This window comes from Lacrimispora sphenoides, assembly GCF_900105215.1.
Classification (GTDB): Bacteria; Bacillota; Clostridia; order Lachnospirales; family Lachnospiraceae; genus Lacrimispora; species Lacrimispora sphenoides_A.
In genome coordinates this window covers 3,256,377-3,278,907 of the sequence record NZ_FOIP01000001.1, presented here as the reverse complement: position 1 = coordinate 3,278,907, position 22,531 = coordinate 3,256,377, and the positions used below count along the sequence as shown (strand labels likewise).

Genomic DNA, 22,531 nt, shown 5'->3' with positions numbered 1-22,531 from the left:
ATAATATGGCAAAATTAGATAATACAAAACAAAGTATCTACAATATTGTAGGCGCAAAGGTTGAAGAAATTGATGGTGAACTGTATTTGAGCCACGAGGAATTTGGGGAGCCTATTAGCGTAAAAGATATGTTTATGGAATATAAGGATCAGTTAGTTGATTGCAAACTCGGAGGAGCATTGCCACTCTCTTCTACAATGTTCGATGCAGAATAATTGGTAAGGCGGTGAATAATATCGTTGATTTAAAGAAAGCTGTTGATGAGACTGAATTACAATACATATGGCGTTTAGGCTCTGCCAAAGATTCCGGTACGCTTGACATCACATGGCCCAATTTGACAGAATTGTTCAATAAAGAGTTAAGAGATGAAACTGAAACGTGGACAGAATCAGCATATCGTAAGAAATTCCAGATGGCAAAAGCTTTTTATGATGAAGTATTTTCAAAAATGATAGATGAGCAATACAGTAAAGAAGTGCAAGTTCAGCTTGATGAATTGTATAAGATTAAGAAGCAGGTGTCTGATCAGAGACGATTAAAAAATCGGGATTTAACACTTGAAAGCAGATTTGATCACTTGTGTACCGAAATGCTAGAGGTTGCTAAAGATCTAAACAAATTGAAACCGCTAAAAGTTAATAAAGAAATCTGTTTCTCTTCTGGCAGAGAAGCCGTTATTTATATTTCTGATTTACATTACGGACTAGTAACGGATAATATCTGGAATACATACAACATTGATATTTGCGAAAACAGATTAGAGAAACTTATTGATAAAACAAAACAACATTTAATAGAGAATGGTGTCTATAAGTTACATTTGGTAATCCTAGGGGACCTTTGCCATGGGAGCATTCACACTGGGTGTAGAGTAGATTCGGAAGAAGAGACATGTATGCAGCTAATGCACGTAACTGAACGAATGGCAGAAATTATATCTGCATTAGCTGATTGCGTTACTGAAACTTCTGTATACTCCACATATGGCAATCACATGAGAACTATCCAGAATAAAAAAGATAGTAAGCATTCTGACAATATGGAACGTCTTGTACCCTGGTGGTTAAAAGAAAGGCTGAGAGAGCGTAATGACGTTACCATAGTTCCCGCTGATTGGTATGAATTTATAAAGTTAAACGTATGTGGCGTAAATATTGTTTGTACTCATGGAGACTTAGAGAACTTCAAGGATTTTGGTGTCACTATGAATACTATATTCACAAAGAAATTTGGAGAAACGATTGATTTAACCGTCATGGGGGACAAGCATCATCTAGAGGAATTTGAACGATTAGGCATTGAAAGTGTGATAGTACGTTCTCTGTGTGGTTCTGAATCTTATGCAAATGAAAAAAGACTCTACTCTTCTGCTGGTCAGACATTAATGTTGTTTAATCAGGAAGATGGTCGTGAAGCAACCTACAATATCATTTTAAACTAAACATACATTTGATGGTGAATCGCTTGTGGCGGTTCTTTTTTATTGCTTTAACTGAGAAGAGGTGTATTTATGAACGACTTTAAAACAATCGATACTTTAACAAAATTTCAGGAGATTGCCAGCGGAAATATTGTGTCGGAAGATGATCGCGAATATATAAAATATTTTCCATTGAAAGTTTCAGAGTCTATTCTTCATGATTTAGGAGATTGTGAAGCAATTAGAATTGCAAATGCCATTCTAGCAGTAGCAGAAAAGTCATATTAAGTGTTGCCAACATAATAAATGGCGAATGACTGCTGTGCGGTCAAACCGAGGGTGTTTACTGCCCTCTTTTATTATTTTAAATATAAGGAGATTTTTATATATGAATAAACCAGAATTAATTACTTCTATCGTAAACAAAACAGGTTTACAGGTAAAAGATACAGAAGCATTTTTAAAAGCACTTACAGAGGTTGTAACTGAGAAATTAGTAAAGGGTGAAAAGGTTCAGTTGGTTGGATTTGGCACATTTGAAGTAACCGAAAGAGCTGCCAGAGAAGGACGAAATCCAAAGACTGGCGAAAAACTTCACATCGAAGCATCAAAAGTGCCTAAATTTAAAGCCGGCAAAGCATTAAAAGATGCCGTAAAGTAAGGGGTGATATGAATGTTTGATATTATAACGAAGACAATCAACCTTACTGATGACGAAATCTCCATTCTGAAAGAAGTTCTTGAAACTCGTCAAGATACATGTGTATCTATTGGTGAAACGGTAACTATAGAAGGACTTTTGGAGAAGTTGGATTAATTAGAAATATACATAATTTTATGTATAAATAAAAACACGAAAGGAAATTAAACACATGATTCCAAATTATGAAAAAGAAGTAATTGAATTTGTAAGTCCAGCAGAGGAGGCCGAATATAAGGCTCATATGGCTGAATATGGCCCGGCAACTGGCAAGTCTCATCCCGATGATTGCCCATATTGTGCAGCTCGTGGTTGGAATACCTTCCCTGGAACATCTTTCAAAGAAGAGTGTGCTAAGAGAAAAGCACAGCAGTAATTTAGGAAGTGTAGATGTTACAATCTACTCTTCTATTTGCTATTGAATAGCGATTTTATTTGAATTTTGAGCCAATGATGGCTCTTTTTATTTGCAAAGAATGGAGGTGAGACTTTGGCTACTGTAGGAAGAACCAAAGAAGATATTGTCCGTGAGTCAATGAACTCACCAAAAGTAATTGATACAAGTGTTGAATTTAAGATTCCAAGATCTCCACAACAATATGATTCAGAAAAACATAAATACAAATGTTCATGCTGTGGGCGGGGGTATATTGCACAGAAAAATAATTTTCAAAAATCAAACAGCCCACTATTCCAGGCGAACGATGGATATTTGCCATGGTGTAAAGAATGTACAGATAAGTATGTAACACTATTAACCGCTTTGTATAGTGGGAATGAAGAACATGCTATTGAACATTTTACATGTCAAGTTGACTGGGTATACGACATAGAGGTTTTAAAGCAGGCGCGTGAAATTTCATCTGATCGAAGTAGAATTTCACACTATGCAGCAAAGAAAAATCTTAATGTCGCTGGAAGAAAAACTTTTATAGACTCTTTGAAATTCAATTTTGATAATCGTCAAAATAGGACTGTAAATACATCTGAAGACATTGATGACATTGCGGATTACAAAATCACTCCAAAAATGATCAAATTCTGGGGAGCTGGCTATGAAGCACAGGCATTACAAGCTCTACAGGGATATTATGATGAATTGCTTAAGTTATGTGAGGGAAAACCAGATGTCAAAAAGCAAAAAATGATGAAAAACCTTTGCCTGTTGGAATATCAGATGCAAATAAATATTCAAAATGGAAAAGATATAGGAACATTATCAAATTCATACAAATCATTATTTGAAGCAGCTGGTCTAAAAGCGGATGATGCGGATGTAACTAATGATAGTTTTGGAAAATGGATAATGGATATCGAAAAGTATTCTCCTGCTGAATATTACCAAGATAAGAAGAAGTACCATGATTTCTTTGGAATTATAGAATACATAGAGCGATTTATGTTTAGACCTTTAAAGAATTTGATATTTGGTACAAAGGAAAAAGATGCGGATTATTGGATAAATGATGAAGATACAGAAATAAAGGACGGTGAATGATGTGCTTGATGCCTATCAGAAAATTGTCTACAAAAAATTCTCTCAATCTTCTTGGCTATCCAATAAAGAAAATTATGTAAGGATATTGGATTGGATCACTTTTTACCGCAGAAATATCCCCGTATTTGTTGAACACTATTTAGGCATTACCCTTCATTGGTATCAAATTATATGGCTCTACATATTAAATGCCTATATTAGCGTGGTCATTATTGCTGGACGAGCCTCCGCAAAATCATTTGTGATTGCTATTTTTTCATGCGCCAAATGTATTCTTTATCCAAACACCAAGGTTGTCGTAGCCAGTGGAACAAAGAAACAGGCTGCTTTGATCGTAAAGGAAAAAATACAAAAAGAACTAATGCCCAAATCAGAGAATTTACGACGCGAGATTAAGAAAATTACTACAAACGCAAACGATATTGAAGTTACTTTTCATAATGGTAGTTCTATTGTAGTAGTGGTCGCAAGTGAAGATGCTCTTGGATATAGATCCACTATTCTAATCTTTGAAGAATTTAAAAGAATCAAAAAATATATTGTAGATAAAGTTCTTAAACCATTCCAGATGACCCGTCCAGCGCAATATCGTACCAACGAAGAATGTGAACAGTATGGTGTAAAATATCGCGAAAATAAAGAGTTTTCAGAAGAGGCAGTAAATATATACATAAGCTCAGCCGCACCAACTAGCCATTGGATGGGAAAATTGCTTAAAGATACGGTTAAAAGTAAATACGGAGATGGAACATCGTGTATTTTAGCCACCGATTATTCCATTGCCTTAAAACACGAGATAAAAACCATGTCTAACCTCGTAGACGCAAAGAGAACCACAGATCCGATAACTTGGAGAGAAGAATACGAGAATGAAATGTTAAGAGAAAATGCTAATGCTTATTTTACATACGGGTTGCTGACTCAAAATCAGGTTAATAAAAAGGCATTCTATCCAAGAAAGTTAGATGATGTAAGAAATAAACATAAAAATCCCTATGCTATTCCTAAACAGATCGGCGAAGTCAGAGTGCTTGCTTGCGATATGGCTTTTATAGAACGTTCAAATAAAAATGATAATTCATGTTTTACTTGCATACGTGCTCTACCTGAAAGTGTGACGTATGAATCTAGTAATGTAGATGGGAAGAAGATTGAAGTAAAAAATGGGTATAGACGCATTCTCTCATATATTGAAGCAAATCCTGGTAGTGATGTTGATAAACAGGCTATAAGAATAAAGCAATTATTCTACGATTTTGAAGCTGACTATATTGTTCTTGATACTAGAAATGGTGGAATATTAACATATGATAGATTGGCAAAGGTACTTTACGACGAAGATAGAGATTGTGAATATCCTGCTTGGAGATGTATGAATGATGAAGTTATTGCCAATAGAGTAAATGTTGCTGGAGCTGATGAAAATGTATTTGCTATAAACGCAAGTCAAAAGCTGAATAATGATATTGCTATTGCATTACGCGGGGTTTTAGATTCTAAGATGATAGATTTATTAGTTAATTTAGATTCTGCGCAGGATATTTTGCAAAATAATATCCAAGAATATTCTCTCGCAACCGATCCAGATATCATGCTATTTTATGAAAGGCCATTTTTGGAAACACAGGCGTTATTGAATGAAATGATATCCTTGGAATACACAAGAAATGAACAGACTGGTGTAATTTCACTATACGAAACTGGTAGTAATACAAAGGATAGATATGTAAGTTTAGCTTATAATAGTTACTTTATTGGGCTGTTGGAGCAAGATTTATTATCTGATAATTCAGATTATGAATACGCCACACTAATCAATTAGAGAATGGAGGTGAAAAATGGCAGAAGAAATCAAGCGTGGTAGGGGTCGTCCACGAAAAACACAGCCTATAGACAATGGGGAAATCTCCTCTCCTGTCACCAACAATAATCACGAATTTAATAGTTTTTCATCACGTGGAGTATCCGAATATATATTTGGTCTTGATATTTTTGAAATATATGAGCCAAAAGAAATATCCGCAATGATAAAAAGTCCAATGATACATAACGAGCAGTTAAGGAAACTGTCTAATCAACTCTATTCATCTAACGGACTGCTTACTCAGTGTATCGACTATTGCACAGCTCTCCCAACACTAGATAGTGTAGTTATACCAAGGGGTAAAAGCAAATCAAAAAGACAAACCAATAAAAGACTGATGGAGTCAGCATTAAGAAGTTTTCATCATAAGGAAATTATGAGAGATGCCCTGTATAAATCAATGATTGATGGGGTGTCTTTTTATTATTGTGCTTTTACTAATAGTACAAATGATAATAAGAAGACTATGAGCGACTATGATGTAGAAAATATACTTGAAATAAATGAGTTAGGTATAAATATGTCTGTTATCCCATTACCAACTAATTACACAAAGATTGTGGGTAGAAAAAATTCATCTTATGTACTTGCTTTTAATTTGAGGTACTTTGAAGGTCTTGATGGAAATGAACTGGAAAGAAAATTGCGGCTTTATCCACAGGAAATACGCGAGGGTTGGACAAACTTTAATAAACCTGAATCCACCATGAACAACTGGATTATTCTTGATAATTCAAAAACCATTGTATCTAAAATACGAAGTAAATTAGAAGAAGCATGGGGTAGACCACTATGCCTCGCTGCAATAAAAAATATTCTTTACTCATCTTATTTTCAGGATACCGCCCGTGGAACGCTTGATGAAATTAATAACAGAATTATTTATCAGACATTACCACAAGGTAAAGATCCAGGCTCTTGCGCGTTAACAAAGGCTCAGCAAACAGATCAGCACGACAAGGTAAAACAAGCAGTATTAACAAAAAACAATCGCAATTCAACAAGTTTCTTCACGGTATCTGCAGGTACTAAGATAGATCAAATCAAAGCAGATGTATCGTTGCTTGACGAAAAGAACAGTTCGTATATTAATGACCAGATTGGCGTGGATTTGGGATTCATGGCAAATTTGGTATCTGGAACCGGATCTGGAAACTTTGCTTCTCAACAGAATAATCTTCAGCTACTACTATCTGAAATCTTTATGTGGATGGAGCCAATTACAGAAGAATTTGTGAAGGTGATAAATCAGAATATTATAAAAGATTCAAGTAATATTGTCAGTTTGTATTACCTACCATGTAGTATCATCACGAGAAAAGAATTCACTCAACAAATGAAAGACTTGTATTTGCAAGGGAAAGGGTCTTTAACCGCATGGATTGCAAGTACTGGTATTAATTCAGAGGCATATTTTGAGCTTATGGATACTGAACTTGATGAAGATATTGAGCATAAATATCCGGTACACATGACATCTTTTACGGCTAACGAAAAGACGAATACGGCAGGTAGACCAGAATCTGAAAACCCTACCAATCAAAGTACACTAATAAGTAAATCGAATAATGGTAATGCGATGCCAAGTCCTAGCGACAACAAATAATTTTAAGGCGGTCATTGACCGTCTTTTTATTATACAAAAATTTAAGGAGGATTGACTATGTATCAAAATAATATCCTCGAACTTTCAAAACGTGCCGTTAGGGGCGGAAAAGTACCTATCAAAATTGCACTTCTAAAAATTCACGAGAACGCCACTGATACAAACAAAAATGGAATTCATTGGAATGAAGAATATGTACTAAATGCGGCCAATAACTCTGGTTCTATACCAATTTGTAGTGAGTTTTGCGATGATACAAAAACTGCTCCTCTTGGGCATGGTTATACCAATGACTTGGTTAATGAAGATGGGTCAAAAGAACCAGTTTTTGAGAATAGCGAAGTTGTCGGATCAATTGAAAAGTATTCTATTGAAGAAATTTCAGACGGGGAAGGAACAATTAAAGTCTTGGCAGGAGAAGGATTTCTTTTCCATTCAAGATATCCTAATTTCGTGAAATGGGTTAGACAGAATTACGCCATTGACAAAGTAGATTCGTCGGTTGAGGTTATGGGGTTAGAAACTAATCAAAATAAGATCGTCTACGAAGAAGATAAACCAACTGACAAATTCAGAACACCAAAGGAGTTTTTATTATCTGGTACTGCAATTTTATCTGTATCACCAGCTGATGATGATGCAATTGTTTTGGAAGTGGCTGAAAAGAAAAATAAGGAGGAACAAGAATTAATGGAATTTGATATGAACGAAGTTAAAAATGTTATCAGAGATACTATTTCTGAGACAAACAACAAAACTGCTGAATATGAAATAAAGATTAGTGAACTTAATGAACTGGTTATTTCAAAAGAAAATACTATTGTTGAACTGAATGCCACAGTAGAGCAGGTTCAGGCGGCACTTGACACGTTAAATAAAGAGCACGAAACATATTGGGCAGAGAGAGATATTCTTGAAAAAGAACTGGCTACGTTAAAAGCAGAAAAAAGAATTGCTGAATTAAATGAGGCTATTTCTGTTTACACCGACGAGGAAAAGAAATTTGCAGAATCAGAAATTAATTCTTTTAATGAAGATCCGAATAAGGGCAACATTGATGTAATTAAAGCAAAGATTTGCGTAGGCATTGTAGCAGCCCAGAAGGAACAGTCTAAAACATCTGAAATCAACTCAAAGAAGGAAACTACTACGGAAGATATTTTCTCAGAAGTGTGTACATATTCCGATGGCGACGAAGACGAAGATGTTAACATTTTTTAATGAAAAACAAGGAGGAAAATCATGATTAAATTTAATAAAATCTCTCAGATTGAGAAGGAATACTTTTTTGAAGATGCAGTGACATCCGCAGCAATTGCAAATGGCGACTTTGGTTCTGTTGCTAACGAATCTTTCGCTGTTGCCGCAAATGCAACCAAAGCAGTTATGCAAGTAGAGGTGGGTGACAATGCCGACTTGGATGTTTATCCTATTGCAAAAAACACTCATGTTAGAGTAATTGATTTAAAGAAAGTTGCGGCAACAGGAAAGAAAATTGAGGTTTATGGCTCTCCTCTTCCTTCTACATATGCAAAGGGCAATAAATTGGCTTCTGATGTAACTGGAAAACTTGTTGTTACCGCATCTCCGACTGGATTATATCTTGTTGTTGATGAAATCATTGGGAATAAACTTGGAATTATCGCATCTGTAGTTGTACCGGCAGATGGTGAGTAATCGACTTTTAAGGAGGAATAAAGATAATGTATACAATCGAATTAAACAATGAAAGAAGAGATTCTGAGTACGCAAGCGGAAAGGTAAATGGCAAGTCTGCTGTTGTAGAAATTTTCTCCGCAATGGTAAATGGTAAAGAGTTATCTTCTTATGGTAAAAAGGCCGATGCTGCGGCGAAATATATTAAAGAATTAAATTCAAAGGCAACTAATGGTGATTCGACTGCAATTTCTGAGCTGAATACAATTCGTAGACTTGCTATCGAACCTGTTTTGCTTCAGGAAATTAAATTGCTTGGTATTTACGGTAACTATAAGCCGCTTGGATACAATGAGTCTTGTGAAGTAGAAATTACAGAGTACGCTAATTTGCCAGCAAAAGAACAAGCTGCTGGACAGGACGTTGGTTTCCCTGTTATTCGTAAGAAAAGAGTTCCAATTGCAACTACTGTTATTTCTGGCGGTTATGCTGTAGATTATCGTAAGGCTACTCTCGGTGACATGTCTGATGAAAACGAGTTACAGAATCAGGTAAGAGTACAGATCAGAAATAAAGCCACAAAATACGTTATTCAGACTGTTTACGACGCTATCAAGGCTGCTACTGGAATCAAGTACTTCTTTGAGGGGGCGGGTCTTACAAAAACAGGAGTTGACGATGTAATCACTAAGATTAGACGTTTCGGAAAGACTACTGTTTCAGGTGACTATGCATTACTTACACAGTTTAATCCTTGGGCTGGTTATGTTGGTACAACTCCTACAGTAAACGGAATTTCCGAAGCTATTATGAAAGAAATCCATGATAGCGGATTGATGGGAATGTATAACGGTACTATCTTGTCAGAAATTCCAAATCCGTATGATTTAACAAGCATCAACTCTACAGGTGACAACTTTAATACTATGCTTCCTGCGGGACTTGGTTTTGTATTACCTGCTGGTTCTGCTTCACCTATTTATACTGTAACAAGAGGTGGCTTAACTTCTTTCAGTGGCAACGAGGTAACAACTGGACAGCTAATCTCACGATTTGATCTTGAAGTTGGTGCAATTGTGGCTCCAGGACAGGAGTACAAAGTTGGTACGATCCATGATACAAATCTTGATGATCTAGCAGATTAACAAAAGGGATTTTGAGAGGGCGTAATGCTCTCTCTTGGTGATTATATGAGTGATATATTCTATTGTTATTCTAAGAAAATGGCATATTTTTTAAGAAGTTTTGACCAGAGATATATTTCTACAAAAGTTAATATAAACAGCGGTATGAGATATTGGACATTTGCAAAATCAGATAGGCTCAATACTCTCATTCAACTGTGGAGTTCAATCAAAAATAATTGAAAATTTTAAACTAATTGTTAAGGAGATTATAATGGAACCCAAAGAAATTAGACTTGATGAAAAAATAAAAGTTAGAAGCATAGCTCCGTGGCTCACCGGTGCTGCTAGAAAAACAAGTACCGGAGATATCAATGTCCCCGCTAATGGTATTGTCTATCTAACCAGAGAAGAAGTTATTGCTCAGGGACAGAGTGGTAATAAATTATTGACCGGAACTGACGGATACGGTTCTCATGCAACATGGATCATTGAAGATGAATATGTAAGAAATCAGTTAGACTTTGATGCAGAAGGAAGAAAACAGCAGATAGTAGATAATGATATTATTAAGAAGATTTTTGAGTTGAAAACAATGAAAGCCTTTGAAGATAATATCAAAAAGACAATTGTCACACGTGCTGAAAAAGTATTTCTTATTGAAATGATTAAAACGCTAAACATTAACGATTATCAAAAGATACAGTTTTGCCTTAGTTATACTGGAAACAAACTGTAGGATTGGAGGAGTTATGGCCAATACATTAGCAAAAGATGTAATAGACTCTTTTGAATCTTCCTTTGCTGAAAAAACCGTGTTGCCAGATTCTCTTGAGTTAATATGGTTAAAGAAGGCAATAGGAAGATACTCTGTTGAATTAGATGAACTTCATTTCGATGAAAAAATGATGGAATTTGATGAAAAACTAGATCAATACATAATAGATACACTTGCACAATTTATGTATCAATTATATCAAGAACGGCAAGTTTCCCTCGTAAATAAGAGGGTTAGCATTGTCACAAAGGATTTAAGTTGGGACGGGTCTAATGGAGCAAAAACGGCTGAAAAGGCACATCTTGAATATATTGGAAGCAAATCATCTGAAATGGTTGAAAATCAAAAGTCAACCGCTTTTGTTTAAGGCGGCGTACTATGAAAGAATGGTACTTAATAGGTTCTCCCTCTCTCTCCAGCGGGTTGGAAAACAATGTATTCAATGATTACAAATCAGATTCATTTGCAGAAATGATATCTTCAGAAGTTGGAGAAGATGTTGTATTTTACAATAATGATATATCAACTGAATTTGCGTCAAGAGCCATCATTCAAAACAAAATGGCAGATTCCGACACTAATTCAATTAAGCGACAAGTTTTGGCTAATATAGGAACATTAAACTTGTTTCATTATGTCAAGGATAAATCAGGTGCAATCTGGCTGTTAAAAGGTAAGGTTGATAATAATGGTATCTACGATAAATCAGCCGCCAGTATATGTAACTACAAACTTCATTGGCAAAACGAATCAGGTGAAATAGTATCTCGATATGCCCACATCTTAAATGCATCGGCCTATAATAATGGAGAAAAGGAAAATAAAACTCTTACCCTTCAATCTAATCAGTTTATGGTTTATCTACCATATGACAATGAAACCATGTTGTTGGACGATAATAAGAGAATACATATGTCAAAAAATATTCGGAAGTGTAAGCCATATGAGATTACAAGGATTGATGACATATCCTATGATTTCACAGATAAGGGGCTGATTAATCTAATTTTCACTCAAGTTCAAGCCAGCCCAACTAACGATAAACTTGTTGATAATGGCGCTGGCGATAAAGTATGGATATGTGACTACAAAGAACCTACTACTCCATCATCTCCCACTGATCCAGGTAATGATAATGGCAATCAAAGTCCAATTTTCTTGCAAATTGTTATTAAGTGGAAAGGTGACAAGGTCATTAACGCCGGTGGAACCGCAAAGACATTTACAGCAACATTTACAGATTCAGATGGCAATTCGGTTACGGACCCAGATTTTGAATGGAAGGTTTCAATTACAGATGAATTCTCTTCGCTCTTAAATATAGAAACACTATCGGATAAGCGTTGTAAGGTTAAGCTTGGATATGATGATTTAATTTTGGGCAACTATGTAAAGATTTCGGTTGTCATCAACGGTAAAGAGGTTACTTCAGAACTTATAGAGATTGGAGGTAACTTATAATGGCTAACAGTTCAATAATCTCTCTCATTAAAAGAAAAGTAAAGAGTGAAATTGTTAATGATCCAGAGATTGTTAAGGCTTTTGGTAGTCCTAATTACGATAATTCTGATCCCGATTGGTCTGGGGAAAATGTTGGAGATAAATACATATTTAATTGGAACCAAAATCCTGAAACCATTAAAGAAGAAATAACATTTGTAACATTACAGGTACACACAGAAGCTTATAGGGACAAATGGATTAAACCAACTCTTGAGTTATGGATTTATAGTCATAATAGACATATGATATTAAATCCCAAAGAATTTCCTGGGGTTGCTGAGAATCGGAATGACTATCTATCAAAATTATTAGATGGAAAATTTAATGGAAGAACAAGTTTGGGTACTGACGATGACATGACGAAGCTCAACCTAATTGGGGAACTAAAACTTACGTCTAATAGAGAAGGTGTCTTCAATGCCGATTTTGTTTATAGAAGAATGTTGTTTGAAACAAAAGATATAAACAATTCCCTCTGCTACGATTCGAGGTGATAAATTGGAGAATCAAATAATAGATGAATTAAAGATTTATCGCGGAAAAAATATTCATATAACAGACAAAATATCAATTAGGCAGCCGACTCTAGGTGAAATCTGTGATTACGGAGAAAAGGAATATTGGTTTATGATTCATACTTTGACTTCCGTTGGTGCAGACATGAAGTTTCAACTTTACGACCTCGGAGTTGACTATACCAAGATTGATGACTACACTTTATTCTCAAACTTATTATGTAAGGGATTCCCTGTGGAAAGAACATCGATATTATTTGGTAACTTGGATTTTTCAAAATTCCAGTTATTTCAAAAGAGAGACAACGATGATATCGTAATGTACAATTCAACAGATGATATTTTATTTGACGAATATACATATTTGGTGTTTGTAGATGCACTTAGAAAAATTCATATGATAAAACGTAATTCACAGTTGCCAGCTAACGAATCAACAAAACAAATTCTAATCGATGATGATCGTGAGGCATACGAAATGAGTAAGAATAAGCAATATTCTTCTCAATTAAAAAATGTTATTTCATCAATGATTAATCGAGAGGGTTTCAAATGTAATCATGACAATGTTTGGGATATGAAAATTAACGCATTTTTAGATTCTGTTAAAAGAATACAGAGAATTAAAGACGCAGATTTATTGCTACAGAGTGGTTACTCTGGATATGGATTGGATCTTACAAAGATATCAAATAAGAAACTTGATTGGTTAGGAGAACTTGATTAGTCAGGTTCTTTTTTTAATTAATATAAAAATATTGGAGGTAATAATACATGTTTAATCCTAATGAACTAGTTCTTGAAAAGATTAGGGCAGTTGAGGAATATGATCCAGCAACAAATGAGCTGACTGGACGTTATACTCAGATTGAGAGTCCGAGTTTGAAAACATCTGCTGATGGCACTCCGGTAACGGATGCTATGGGGTCAGAGATTACAACGTTTTATAATGCACAGACTGGCACATTTGATTTTACAAACAGTCTATTTTCTCTTGATTTGGCTGCTTCACAGTTTGGAACCCAAAAAGAAGTTGCAAGTGCTACAAACAAAATAATAATGCCAGTGTCAGAAACTATTCCCATTGCATCTGACGGAACAGTTGTTTTAAAATATGCGCCAGTTGGAACTGCTGGAGCAGAAGTAAAGTATGTAAAAGTAATTAACGAAAATAATACTTTTGGTAAGACATACGAAGTTTCTGCAACTGCTGGTGATGGAAAATTCACATTGGACGTAGCCACAAAAACAATCACTCTTCCATCTGGAGTCACAGGTAGAGCATTTGTTCGTTATGATAAAGAAACTGAAAATGCTGTAAAAGTGTCAAAGAATACGGATGGAGTACCTGCCGTTAAGTCTTTGCTTATTCATGGAATCTTCCATGATCCATGCAATACAAATCTTGTTTATGCTGGTGTTATTTCTGTTGCTAGAGCACAGATTGATCCCTCTTCTGTTGAAATCAATTTAACTGCTGATGGAAAACATGCTGCTAGTTATAAGCTTCAGAAGCCATACTGCGATGAAAAAGCCAGACTATTTGACATCATCATTTCCGAAGATTAATTAACTGAGGCGGAGTTCCGCCTCTTTTATTGAGAGGTATTAATGGGAGAACTTAATGCGAAGTGCAGTATATGTGGTAAAAAATATCATGTATGTCATACTTGCTCAAACACAATATCTTTCACTCCATGGAGAAAGATAACTGATACAACCAACTGTTACAAAATATTTCTTATACTTAGAGATTATACCAATGGGTATGTAGATAAAGAGTCTACTAGAGATTTATTAAATGGTTGCGATTTAAAAGAACTTGATACTTATGAAGATAATATTAAAAACACAATTAACGAAATTTTAAAATCAGAGACTGTTGCTAAAGGTAAGAGAAAAAGCAAACTTAAAGAAAGTGAAACCGTCAATGAAAATGATGAATAGTGATTATAAGATTTGGGGATAACCATTATTCATCAGAATTTTGATTATCCCTATTTTTTACGCCAATAAATATATGAAAGCGGTGAATATAATTAGAGAATACAGTGAACAGTTTAATCGCGAATACGAAGTTGAGGATACCGTAAGAATTGTAAATACAAAACAGGCAGGACTTTATATTAAAAATAATGTTCCGCTTATTGATATCTTCTGGTCTAAAGATAATTTGGTATTTGTATTTAATAAAAATGAAAGTAAAAGAGCCTATCAAAAATGGCTTAATCATGAATTACTATAAAATTCAACTTTGCTTCAAAATGAAAGGGGTATGTGTTATGGAATTTTTAAATGAATATATGTTGCCTGTAGTTTTAGGAATCTGTTTATGCTTTGGGTATGTTATTAAGAACTGGATTAAGGATGTTGATAATAAGTACATTCCAACAATTTGTGCTGTTTTAGGCATTGGTTTATCTGCATGGATTAGTAATTGGCTGATTACTCCACAGGTCGTATTAGGTGGACTTGTATCAGGACTATCTAGCGTAGGTATGCATCAGTTATTCAAGCAATGGATTGAGAAGAAATAAAAGATTGGAGATATACGATATGATTATTAACAAGTATCTTACTCCTTATAATCACACTGTCAGCACAACAGATAGAATTAAGTACATAGTTATTCATTATGTTGGAGCAACAGGAGGGGCGTTGGCCAACTGTAAATATTATGCAGGTGGTAATCGAAGTGCTTCAGCTCATTATTACGTTGATTTTGATGGTTCTATCTGGCAATCGGTAGAGAACAAAAATATTGCATGGCATTGTGGAGCAAAATCATACGTGCACTCAGAATGTCGTAACACTAATAGCATAGGAATAGAAATGTGCGTCCGCAATAAGGGCAGCCAGGCCGATATAAGTCGTGATTGGTACTTCGAGGACGCTACAGTTCAGGCAACCATTGCACTGACAAGGGAACTGATGGTTAAGCACAATGTTCCTGCAAATCATGTGATCCGACATCACGACGTTACTGGGAAGATTTGCCCAAATCCTTATGTATACAATCACACAAAACATACTTGGAGCGCCTTTAAGTCTGCGCTTGTAGCAGAACCAATAAAGAAATCTGGGTGGCTGCTTGAAGATGAACATTGGAGATTCTATCTTGGTGATACTGGCAACTGTGTAAAGAATAATTGGTATAGATGGACTTCTAAAACTGACGGTAATGATTATTGGAGTTTCTTCCTTGGGGATAACGGATTCGCTGTTCAAGGCGACTGGTACAAGCATAATGAGAGCTGGTACTACTTTGATAGCAATTGCGCCATGCTTGCAAACCAGTGGTTTGAATACGAAGGCAAGTGGTATTACTTTTGTAATTCCGGAGAAATGGTAACTAATGCATATGTGAAATCGAAGAGTAAGAATGATGTATATTATTTTATAAATAAAGATGGAATTTGGGAAGGCAAGGAGGAAATCAATCCAAATACTAGCCATTTCAAAGTTTTCTAGGGGGGTGGCATATGGATGAAAAGTATCCTGAACTTGCTGTGAAGGTTGAAAATGCAAGTGTAAAAATCGGAGAACAAGATAGACGCATAAAAACTTGCGAAGACGATATAAAAGATCTTAAAGGTGAACAAAAAGTCATCTATAAATTAGTCAATTCAGTAGAGAACCTAACGAATTCAATGATGCAATTACGCACTCAGTTACGAGAAGATATAAGTGAAGTAAAATCCGGGCAAGATGCACTTACCACCAAAGTAACAGAAATTGAAAATCGTCCAGCGAAAGAAACAAAAAGGTTCATGGATAATATCAAAGAAAAAGCATGGTGGGTATTCATAGGTGGGATCATTGTAACAATTCTGTATCAAATCCTACCAAATTTTAAATGGTAAGTAGTTGATGGACAGTCGAGTAATCATTACTCTTCTGTCCTATTTTAATGGATAATATGAGGTGACAAAATTAATAAATTAGAATTAATATCTCCCATTCCTCCTTCAGTAAACCATTATCTTGGTTGGCGCGGGATTTTGAAAAATGGAAAACCTATGGCTGTAAGCTATAAAAAGCCAGAAGCATCAAAATATCAAAAGGAATTTGCAAAATACGTGAAAGAGCAAGTTATAAAACAAAATTGGATAATTTCAGATAATAAATACAGTCATTACTACATGGACTGTGTTTTTTACTTTCCAAGAACAGATATGGATGCAAACAATGTTTTTAAGTGTCTGGCAGATGCAATCACTGATACTGGTTGTGTATGGATAGATGACACTCAATTATGCGAACGCGTACAAGGAATTTATTACGATGGTAAAAATCCTAGAATAGAAATTACGATTTGTCCTGTTGACTACATAGGAATATTTAATGATATTTCACAATTAGAAAATTTTGAATCTAATTGCATCGGTTGTACCAGATATAAACGAAATTGCAGTATTTTGAAACAGGCAAAAGAAGGGCGCGTACAAGAAGAAATTATTGATGGTGCATGTAAAAAATATAAAAAGATTAAGGGAGAATAAATATGTTTAAGAAAATTAAAGAATATTTTATTGCAAGAAAAGAATACAACCAGGCAAAGAAGGCGCTTACTATTCTGCTGTTAAATCAGTATAGTGACCTCATGGAGCTACAGAAACAGGTAACGCTTGAACAGCAAGAGATAATTAAATCAATGTCTGGATTCACCGGAAACTTCAACCCAGATGACATGAAGAAATTCATGGACAACATCTCAAAGGTGGCTAATAATCCAGAGTTAACCTCTGACTATTACAAGACCATAAGTGAAAATGCTCATGCAGAAAAGATGGCTGAATTAAAGGCTGTAAAATAATATGGGCAAAACTATCAGTCCAAGTGAAATTGATAATTATATTATTAAAATGATTGTTGCTAAATATAAACAGTTGCAGGAAGATCTTCCAAGATATTTGGAGCAATTTATTTACAGTGAATTTTATGATAAATTTGAGCCAGAAATGTACGAAAGACAGTACAGAATTATTAATGCTATTATGGTCAGTAATATAAAAATGTCAGGTAAAACCATATCTATGGAAATCTATCTCGATCCAAGTAAAGTATCATATGACCCGGCAAAGTGGAAAAATCCCATTACAGGAACAGTTTCATCTATTCCCGGTGATACCGTAGAAGACGTTTGGGACTTGATGAGAAGCGGTATACATGGACAGGAGTCTATCGCTGTAACAGACGGAGACTTTTGGCAGTCTTTTGTAGACTCTGTGAACCATGGTGGTATTTATGATTTATTTGTAGATTTCAAGAAGTATTTGAGTAGTACTGCTGGCCTGACAATTAAATAAGGAGATAATGTTTTGGTAAAATACGAATCTGAGTGCTACGATTGTGGTCTTCCTTGTTTATATGACTCCTGCCCATGTTATAGAGTCGAAAGGCATTATTGCAATATATGTGGAGAGGATATTGCTCGATCAGAAGATGAAGTGACTGGGCTATGTAAATATTGTAATATTGATAATTTACACTAATGTTTGAAAAACACATATTAGATAATGTAATTAATGGTTGCTTTCTAACAACCGACTTTTGGGAAATTATGTGATATTATGTCATTAATAAATTTATTGCTTGTGCAAATACTATGGATACTACTAAATTGTAGAGGTGTTTGCATGTTTATAAAATTACGTGACGTAAGAATAGAAAAAGGTATATCAATAAGAGAACTTGAGCAGAAATCGGGGGTTGATAGGTCGACAATCAGTAGGATTGAGAATGAGCAAGCCATTCCTAGCGTATTAACGTTGTGTAAATTGGCATATGCTTTAAATGTGACATTAGATGACTTAGTAGAATATACGGAATATTGTGAAAAAGAAAAGGGGGAGTAATATGTCTGAGAAGATGTATTATAATGTGATTTGTGAGGAGATTGGAGTTACTGGCGGCAAAATTATTCATGTTGATGAGAATAAGGGCACGATTCAAGAAGTTCATGATCTTGTAGATAAGAATATCGAAAAGTATCCAGAGGCCAAATGGGAAGTTTACCCAAGATTTTTTAAAGCTGTATTTTCTAATTAAATACTGATTTGTTTTAGATTTTAGGCGCTCATGCTGTAACAGGTATGGGCGCTTTTTGTATGAAAAATGAAAGGAAGTGATTTGTATGGCAGAGCGCAGTAAACGTATACATTTTTTTAATGAGGAAAAGTTAAAAAATGTCAACACCGAAACAAAGAAATTATATAAAAAGTATAAGATGGATATGGAGCTACGAGAATTATCGGAAAAGACCATGAAAGGATACGATAATGATTTAAGTCATTGGTTTATTTACATATACGATAATCAAGGAAACCAATGCATTACTGAATTAGATGAAGATGATCTTACAGAGTTCTTTTATTATTGTAAGACCGAAGGAAATAATTCTCGTAGAATGAAAAGGCGTATGTCTTCTATCTCAGCTTTCTATAAATTTCTTAGAAAGAAAAAAGTTATCTCAGAAAATCCGATGGATTTTATTGATAGACCACAAAAGGACACCGATATAGCCGTACAAACTTTCTTAACACAAGATCAAGTTTCCTTAATGAGAGATAAATTACAGGAATATAAGGATACAGAGAAGTTGAATTGCAGAGAACTTCAATTGTATGCACTGTTTTCTCTGTCTACTATGGCTAGAGTCACCGCTGTATCTAGTATTCGTTGGGATCAAGTAGATTTTGAGGAAAGAACATGTAATGACGTTCTTGAAAAAGAAGGTAAAATTGTAACATTGTACTTTAACGAAGAGGTTGCCACTCTCCTATCTGAGTTAAAAGAATATCGTGAAGCCAATGATATCATAGATGGAGGTTGGATATTTTACTCAAATTATGGAGGGAAACTTCAGCCAATAAACACAACTACGCTGACTGAGTGGGCAAAGAAAATCGGATTAATGATAAATGTACCAACATTGCATCCGCATGATTTTAGGCATTCAGGTAGTCAGCTCCTCAAACTTGCGGGCTGCCCAATAGAACAAATAAGTGAACTATTGAACCATTCGGGGCTTGATGTAACTAAGAAATTTTATCTTCGTCAAGATAAAAAGAAATTAAGGGAAGCAAAAGATAAATATAATATCTAATAAAATCCCACTTTGCTTGTAAATCAAAAATATAAAAACATTACTATTACTACTGCCTCTCCTTTTGTGTGGCAGTTATTTTTATGTCAAAAAATATGAAAGGGGTGTTACATGGCCGACAATATTTCTCTCATTCTTCAAACTATGATTGACTCATCGAAATTGAAGAATGAGCAATTACCAAAATTAATTGCACAGGTAAAAGAACAATATAAACTTAAATTCGACGTGGAACTTGATGACAAAACCGCTAAAAAATATGCCAACCAAATATTTAAGGCTAGAGATGGTTTAAAAGAAATTGACAAAATTACTTTTACTAATCAGATACAAGCGTGGCGTAGAGTTAACTCAGCCGCCGAAAAAGAATTTGGTGGTACGCTTGATGAATTACTTATCAAACTGAAAGAAATCGATAATAAATCAGATTTCGGTAATCTACAAAAACGGTTCAGAGGTGTAAAAGCCGAAGCAGACGCTTTAGGAGTGACTGGTAAAAGTATAGGTGACACATTCGCTGCCGCCGGCCAGAAATTTGGAGAGTGGGCGTTGGTTACGGGAAGTATTGCTACCGTTGTACAACTTCTGAGGCAAATGCCAAAGAATGTCATAGAAATTAATACTGCTATGACAAACCTTTATAAGGTTACAGATGAAACAGAATCAAAATATAGAAGTTTTCTTACTAATGCGAATAAAGATGCGCAAACATTGGGAAGATCTGTATCTAGTTTAGTTGAACAAACGGCAAACTGGGCCAAATTAGGATATTCAATTGACCAAAGCGCTAACTTAGCCAAAATCTCGTCTATTTACTCCAACGTTGGAGAGGTCGATGATGACACTGCTGTCTCTGACATGGTCACCGCGCTTAAGGGTTTTAATCTTCAAACCTCAGATAGTATTAAACTGATAGACATTTACAATAAATTAGGTAATGAGTTCGCTGTAACCTCAAAAGGTATCGGAGAAGGTGTTAAAAACTCAGCTTCTGCGTTAGCTTTACAGGGGAATACCCTTGAACAGACGGTGGCTATGCTTACTGGTGGCGGGGAGATCACTCAAGAAGTTGGGGAGCTAGGAAATATGCTCAAGGTCGCTTCTCTTCGATTGGCTTCCATGAAAGGTAAACTTGAAGAAATTGGTGAAGCCTATGAGGATATTAATAGTGTAAGTAAAAACCAGACTCAAATTTACAACCTCACCAAAGGCCAAGTAAATATTCTTGATGAACAGAATGGTAAACTAAAAAGTACTTACCAAATTTTAGAGGAAGTTTCAAAAGCATGGAAAGATGTAAACGATTTAGATAAATCTACGCTCTTAGAACTCATGTTTGGGAAACAGAGGGCAAATCAAGGTGCTGCCATTCTTACGGCTTTCCAATCTGGACAAATTCAAAAAGCTTTAAGTGCAGCAATGAATGCAGATGGATCTGCTCAACAAGAGCAAGATCGATGGGCTGAGAGTTTAGATGCGAAATTACAGCAACTAAATGCTTCATTCCAGACATTATCTAATACTGTTGTAAATTCCAACTTCTTAAAAGTACTTATAGAATCTGGAACAACATTAAACAATGTATTTACTGAATTAATTCGAAACTTTGGCATTTTGCCAACACTTGTGTCTGGTGCAGGTATTGCATCATTCGTAAAAAACTTCGCTTGACTCTGAAATAAGAGTTACACTTAAATCTTTCCGAGGGATTTAGTTGGGCTATCTAGGGGAAGAAAATACCATAATGGCGGTATATACAATTCCTAGAGACGAAAGTTTTAAAATAAAAAGAGGATTAATTGCTTGAAAGTGTAACGCTCACTACTCTTCTATTTTAGAAGAAGCCGAAAAATAAGGCAAATAAGTCAAACGGTTTATACACCGGAGTGAGATTTCTAGGGATAAAAAATAATTCCCGACAGAAGTACAATCACCAACGAAGCAGCTAACCCTATCTACGCTATGTCGTGGCATATAATCCGATGGTAGCAATTGCGAAAGCAATGTCGGGATAAAGTCATAAAGGATAGGGAATGTTCAACGAGCACCATTCCTCACAGTATGCAAAAGCCTGATTTTGTGTGCTGTTAATGCATGTTCTAAAGTATATATAATATCAGCGTTTCAAAGACGTTGGATATTAACAAGTATGTATCAAATAGATATACTAAAAAAAGGAAATATTTATGCGTTCAAGATGTAAAACACCCCTTTGTAAGAACCTACGTTCTTGTAGAAATATGGAAAATTATGTTATATAATTAATCCATAATAATTGACAGGGGTAATGGGTGTGGGAGAAAATGAAAAAGAAGAATTACTAAAAGTGGGAGAATATAATTCTAAATACAATGATCTTTTAAATATACAACTTGAATCATTGAATATATACAGATCTAAGGGCTTACCTGCTCACATGGTAAAGCGTAAGCATTATAAGTCTTTAAAATATATTGATTTTATTCCTGATATAATAGAAAACCCGGATTATGTTGGAGTGAATCCAAATGAAAGCCAAACATCAATAGAGATTATTAAACGCTATAAAGACAATATTATGATTGGGATAAAATTAGATATTGAGGGGAATTATTTATACGTTTCAACTGTCCATGATATACAGGAATCAAAGATTGAAAGACGTTTGCATAGCGGTAGAATTAGAAACGTTTCTATTGACAATGATGAAAATTCGTAGTATATTATATGTGTAACATTAATACAATAGTAGCAGGCATAATTATTTTGAGGTCGGA

At 35.0% G+C, this 22,531-nt stretch carries 30 protein-coding genes; all 30 read left to right on the top strand.

What is annotated here, in order from left to right:
- Positions 1 to 5: 5 nt before the first annotated feature.
- The 30 genes from BMW45_RS14925 (at position 6) to BMW45_RS14775 (ending at position 22,473) form a co-directional block, all read left to right on the top strand.
- Positions 6 to 215, top strand: coding sequence for a hypothetical protein (locus tag BMW45_RS14925; RefSeq protein WP_092245127.1), 210 nt, complete (start codon positions 6 to 8; stop codon positions 213 to 215).
- An 11-nt stretch (positions 216 to 226) separates the two neighbouring features.
- Positions 227 to 1,444, top strand: coding sequence for a metallophosphoesterase (locus BMW45_RS14920; protein WP_092245124.1), 1,218 nt, complete (start codon positions 227 to 229; stop codon positions 1,442 to 1,444).
- Between the two features lie 69 nt (positions 1,445 to 1,513).
- A complete protein-coding gene (locus tag BMW45_RS14915) occupies positions 1,514 to 1,711 on the top strand; it encodes a hypothetical protein (protein ID WP_092245121.1) in 198 nt (65 codons plus the stop codon).
- A gap of 100 nt (positions 1,712 to 1,811) precedes the next feature.
- Positions 1,812 to 2,084 carry an HU family DNA-binding protein gene (locus BMW45_RS14910; protein WP_092245118.1) on the top strand — a complete coding sequence of 91 codons (273 nt, stop codon included), beginning with the start codon at positions 1,812 to 1,814 and terminating at the stop codon, positions 2,082 to 2,084.
- 12 nt (positions 2,085 to 2,096) lie between these two features.
- Positions 2,097 to 2,240: a hypothetical protein gene (locus BMW45_RS27865; RefSeq protein ID WP_166433364.1), complete on the top strand. Its 144-nt coding sequence runs from the start codon at positions 2,097 to 2,099 to the stop codon at positions 2,238 to 2,240.
- A gap of 55 nt (positions 2,241 to 2,295) precedes the next feature.
- Complete coding sequence (locus BMW45_RS14905) at positions 2,296 to 2,499, top strand: hypothetical protein (RefSeq protein WP_092245115.1); 204 nt, start codon at positions 2,296 to 2,298, stop codon at positions 2,497 to 2,499.
- 114 nt (positions 2,500 to 2,613) lie between these two features.
- A complete protein-coding gene (locus BMW45_RS14900; RefSeq protein ID WP_242883043.1) occupies positions 2,614 to 3,621 on the top strand; it encodes a hypothetical protein in 1,008 nt (335 codons plus the stop codon).
- A gap of 1 nt (position 3,622) precedes the next feature.
- Positions 3,623 to 5,443, top strand: coding sequence for a terminase large subunit domain-containing protein (locus tag BMW45_RS14895; protein WP_092245112.1), 1,821 nt, complete (start codon positions 3,623 to 3,625; stop codon positions 5,441 to 5,443).
- Positions 5,444 to 5,459: 16 nt separating this feature from the next.
- Positions 5,460 to 7,091 (top strand): hypothetical protein, encoded by a 1,632-nt coding sequence (locus BMW45_RS14890; protein WP_092245109.1) that lies wholly within the window; start codon positions 5,460 to 5,462, stop codon positions 7,089 to 7,091.
- Between the two features lie 57 nt (positions 7,092 to 7,148).
- Positions 7,149 to 8,312: a hypothetical protein gene (locus BMW45_RS14885; RefSeq protein WP_092245105.1), complete on the top strand. Its 1,164-nt coding sequence runs from the start codon at positions 7,149 to 7,151 to the stop codon at positions 8,310 to 8,312.
- 21 nt (positions 8,313 to 8,333) lie between these two features.
- Positions 8,334 to 8,768 (top strand): hypothetical protein, encoded by a 435-nt coding sequence (locus BMW45_RS14880; RefSeq protein WP_092245102.1) that lies wholly within the window; start codon positions 8,334 to 8,336, stop codon positions 8,766 to 8,768.
- Positions 8,769 to 8,794: 26 nt separating this feature from the next.
- Positions 8,795 to 9,892, top strand: a complete 1,098-nt coding sequence (locus BMW45_RS14875) for a hypothetical protein (RefSeq protein ID WP_242883041.1) — start codon at positions 8,795 to 8,797, stop codon at positions 9,890 to 9,892.
- Positions 9,893 to 10,052: 160 nt separating this feature from the next.
- The gene (locus BMW45_RS14865) at positions 10,053 to 10,610 is read left to right on the top strand and encodes a hypothetical protein (protein ID WP_166433363.1); all 558 of its coding nucleotides are present in this window, start codon (positions 10,053 to 10,055) and stop codon (positions 10,608 to 10,610) included.
- 13 nt (positions 10,611 to 10,623) lie between these two features.
- Positions 10,624 to 11,016: a hypothetical protein gene (locus BMW45_RS14860; protein WP_092245090.1), complete on the top strand. Its 393-nt coding sequence runs from the start codon at positions 10,624 to 10,626 to the stop codon at positions 11,014 to 11,016.
- 11 nt (positions 11,017 to 11,027) lie between these two features.
- On the top strand, positions 11,028 to 12,110 hold the full coding sequence (locus tag BMW45_RS14855; RefSeq protein WP_092245087.1) for a hypothetical protein: 1,083 nt from the start codon (positions 11,028 to 11,030) through the stop codon (positions 12,108 to 12,110).
- Positions 12,110 to 12,646 carry a hypothetical protein gene (locus BMW45_RS14850; protein WP_092245084.1) on the top strand — a complete coding sequence of 179 codons (537 nt, stop codon included), beginning with the start codon at positions 12,110 to 12,112 and terminating at the stop codon, positions 12,644 to 12,646. Before BMW45_RS14855 ends, BMW45_RS14850 begins: the two co-directional genes overlap by 1 nt.
- A gap of 4 nt (positions 12,647 to 12,650) precedes the next feature.
- Positions 12,651 to 13,394 carry a hypothetical protein gene (locus BMW45_RS14845; protein WP_092245081.1) on the top strand — a complete coding sequence of 248 codons (744 nt, stop codon included), beginning with the start codon at positions 12,651 to 12,653 and terminating at the stop codon, positions 13,392 to 13,394.
- Positions 13,395 to 13,441: 47 nt separating this feature from the next.
- The gene (locus tag BMW45_RS14840; RefSeq protein ID WP_092245078.1) at positions 13,442 to 14,236 is read left to right on the top strand and encodes a hypothetical protein; all 795 of its coding nucleotides are present in this window, start codon (positions 13,442 to 13,444) and stop codon (positions 14,234 to 14,236) included.
- Between the two features lie 42 nt (positions 14,237 to 14,278).
- Positions 14,279 to 14,614: a hypothetical protein gene (locus tag BMW45_RS14835; protein WP_092245075.1), complete on the top strand. Its 336-nt coding sequence runs from the start codon at positions 14,279 to 14,281 to the stop codon at positions 14,612 to 14,614.
- A gap of 335 nt (positions 14,615 to 14,949) precedes the next feature.
- A complete protein-coding gene (locus BMW45_RS14825; protein ID WP_092245069.1) occupies positions 14,950 to 15,204 on the top strand; it encodes a phage holin family protein in 255 nt (84 codons plus the stop codon).
- A 19-nt stretch (positions 15,205 to 15,223) separates the two neighbouring features.
- Entirely contained in the window at positions 15,224 to 16,138 is a 915-nt protein-coding gene (locus BMW45_RS14820) for a peptidoglycan recognition protein family protein (RefSeq protein ID WP_092245066.1), read from the top strand.
- An 11-nt stretch (positions 16,139 to 16,149) separates the two neighbouring features.
- Positions 16,150 to 16,530 carry a hypothetical protein gene (locus tag BMW45_RS14815; RefSeq protein ID WP_092245063.1) on the top strand — a complete coding sequence of 127 codons (381 nt, stop codon included), beginning with the start codon at positions 16,150 to 16,152 and terminating at the stop codon, positions 16,528 to 16,530.
- A 138-nt stretch (positions 16,531 to 16,668) separates the two neighbouring features.
- Complete coding sequence (locus BMW45_RS14810) at positions 16,669 to 17,169, top strand: RusA family crossover junction endodeoxyribonuclease (protein ID WP_242883039.1); 501 nt, start codon at positions 16,669 to 16,671, stop codon at positions 17,167 to 17,169.
- 2 nt (positions 17,170 to 17,171) lie between these two features.
- Entirely contained in the window at positions 17,172 to 17,483 is a 312-nt protein-coding gene (locus tag BMW45_RS14805; protein ID WP_092245057.1) for a hypothetical protein, read from the top strand.
- A gap of 1 nt (position 17,484) precedes the next feature.
- A complete protein-coding gene (locus BMW45_RS14800; RefSeq protein WP_092245054.1) occupies positions 17,485 to 17,976 on the top strand; it encodes a hypothetical protein in 492 nt (163 codons plus the stop codon).
- A 330-nt stretch (positions 17,977 to 18,306) separates the two neighbouring features.
- On the top strand, positions 18,307 to 18,525 hold the full coding sequence (locus BMW45_RS14795) for a helix-turn-helix domain-containing protein (RefSeq protein ID WP_025234150.1): 219 nt from the start codon (positions 18,307 to 18,309) through the stop codon (positions 18,523 to 18,525).
- 1 nt (position 18,526) lies between these two features.
- Positions 18,527 to 18,718, top strand: coding sequence for a hypothetical protein (locus BMW45_RS14790; RefSeq protein ID WP_092245048.1), 192 nt, complete (start codon positions 18,527 to 18,529; stop codon positions 18,716 to 18,718).
- 85 nt (positions 18,719 to 18,803) lie between these two features.
- On the top strand, positions 18,804 to 19,775 hold the full coding sequence (locus tag BMW45_RS14785; protein WP_092245045.1) for a tyrosine-type recombinase/integrase: 972 nt from the start codon (positions 18,804 to 18,806) through the stop codon (positions 19,773 to 19,775).
- A gap of 111 nt (positions 19,776 to 19,886) precedes the next feature.
- Positions 19,887 to 21,446 carry a phage tail tape measure protein gene (locus BMW45_RS14780; RefSeq protein WP_092245042.1) on the top strand — a complete coding sequence of 520 codons (1,560 nt, stop codon included), beginning with the start codon at positions 19,887 to 19,889 and terminating at the stop codon, positions 21,444 to 21,446.
- Positions 21,447 to 22,068: 622 nt separating this feature from the next.
- Positions 22,069 to 22,473: a PBECR3 domain-containing polyvalent protein gene (locus tag BMW45_RS14775; RefSeq protein WP_242883037.1), complete on the top strand. Its 405-nt coding sequence runs from the start codon at positions 22,069 to 22,071 to the stop codon at positions 22,471 to 22,473.
- Positions 22,474 to 22,531 lie beyond the last annotated feature (58 nt).